Source organism: Rhodococcus sp. MPR-R1B (assembly GCF_058793255.1).
Window position 1 is genome coordinate 1 of sequence record NZ_JBXAFO010000059.1, and the last position, 1,972, is coordinate 1,972.

General features: G+C 62.3%; 1 protein-coding gene. It reads left to right on the forward strand.

The annotated features are described in order from the left end of the window. Positions 1–115 precede the first annotated feature (115 nt). Positions 116–1,396 carry an IS256 family transposase gene (locus tag AC1Q61_RS32400; protein WP_075835918.1) on the forward strand — a complete coding sequence of 427 codons (1,281 nt, stop codon included), beginning with the start codon at positions 116–118 and terminating at the stop codon, positions 1,394–1,396. Positions 1,397–1,972 lie beyond the last annotated feature (576 nt).

Sequence of the window (1,972 nt, forward strand, 5' to 3'; positions counted from 1 at the left end):
AGGCGACGTCGTCGACGGATGGTGTCTGCAGTTGTTGTCAGCCCCGGTGGGACTGTTTCGTAATCGGTGTTTTGGCCCGAGACGCTGAGTGAATGCTCGGCGAGGAGGTGCCGAGATGACGACACTGGAAGATGTGACGAAGAAGAGGGCCGAGCCCTCCGCGGAAGCTGCGGCGGCCGCGGAGTTGGTGCGCCTGGCCAAGGAGCAGGGCCTGTCGCTGACCGGGCCGGACGGTTTGCTCAAGCAGTTCACTAAAACCGTTCTGGAAACCGCACTGAACGAGGAGATGACCGAGCACCTCGGGCACGACAAGAACCAAGCTCCGGCCGATCGGGAGTCTACGAATATTCGCAACGGGACTCGGTCGAAAACGGTGTTGACCGAGGCCAGTGGGCATGTCCCGATCGAGGTCCCTCGTGATCGGGAAGGGACGTTCGAGCCGCAGATCGTCAAGAAGCGCCAACGTCGATTGAACGGGGTCGATGAGATCGTGTTGTCGTTGTACGCCAAAGGATTAACGACTGGTGAAATCAGTTCGCATTTCGCTGAAATCTACGGGGCCTCGGTCTCGAAGGAGACCATCTCGCGGATCACCGACAAGGTCCTCGAGGAGATGCAGGACTGGTCTGCCCGTCCGCTCGACGAGGTGTACGCGGCAGTTTTCGTCGATGCGATCGTCGTCAAAGTTCGAGACGGGCAGGTCGCAAACCGGCCGATCTACGCGGCGATCGGCGTCAGTCTCGACGGACGGCGCGACGTGCTCGGATTGTGGGCCGGCACCGGCGGTGAGGGCGCCAAATTCTGGATGTCCGTGCTGACGGACATTCGCAATCGCGGCACTCGGGATGTGTTCTTCCTGGTCTGCGACGGATTGAAAGGCCTGCCGGAAGTCGTCGAGAACGTATGGCCGGCCACGACGGTACAAACGTGCGTCGTGCATTTGATCCGCAACACCTTTCGGCTCTCGGGACGTCAACACTGGGACGCACTCAAACACGATCTCAGACCGATCTACACGGCACCGACCGAGGCTGCCGCTCACGCGGGGCTGGACGATCTCGCCGAGCACTGGGGTGAGAGGTATCCGGCGATCATCCGATTGTGGACCAACGCTTGGCAGGAGTTCATTCCGTTCCTCGATTACGACACAGAGATACGGCGAGTGCTCTGCTCTACCAACGCGATTGAGTCCCTCAATGCCCGCTATCGGAGGGCGGTGAAAGCTCGTGGCCATTTCCCTACCGAGGCGGCTGCGCTGAAGTGTCTGTATTTGGTGACACGTTCGCTCGACCCGACAGGCAAGGGCCAGGCACGATGGATAACGAGGTGGAAGCCCGCTCTGAACGCGTTTGCGATCACGTTCGCCGATCGTTGGCCGGGATCGGAAACTTACTGATGGAAAACCGCCGAAACACCGTTAAAGAGATAGACCCCCCCGGTGGCCGGGGTTTTGCTTTTGGCTCGAGAAGGTGACCACGAGGGTTCTGTTGATGTCAGCGATGGTGATGGGGTTGGGGCCGTCAGGCCCCGGCTTTTGTGGTTGGTGTTTGCGGCCGCTGGTGGCTGCGTTGGGTGGTTCGGGTGCCGGTTGTGTTGTGGGCGAAGGGGTGTCTGCCGGACCGGTTGTTGTGGTGGTGGGCTGCCCCGGCCGGCTTCCACTGCGTTCTGCTCGGCGCCGTCCGTGGCTGGGTCCGCTGCGCTCGGCTGCGGATGGTTGCGTTGTGCAGGTGCTCACCCCTCGGTGGTGTCGTTGGGTGTGTGGGTTTGTGTTGGTGGCAGCTCGTTGTCGGCAGCGGTTGGTGGCGGGTTGGCGGTGATGGTGGTGAGGGTTTTCAAGCCGGGTTGTTGGCGCTTCACAGGTGGGCGTTGAGGTCACGAACGAGTGGTGTGCGGGTTCACGATTCGGGTGACGGTTGGGGTGGGGGGGGGGGGGGGGGGGGGGGGGGGGGGGGGGGGGGGGGGGGGGGGGGCG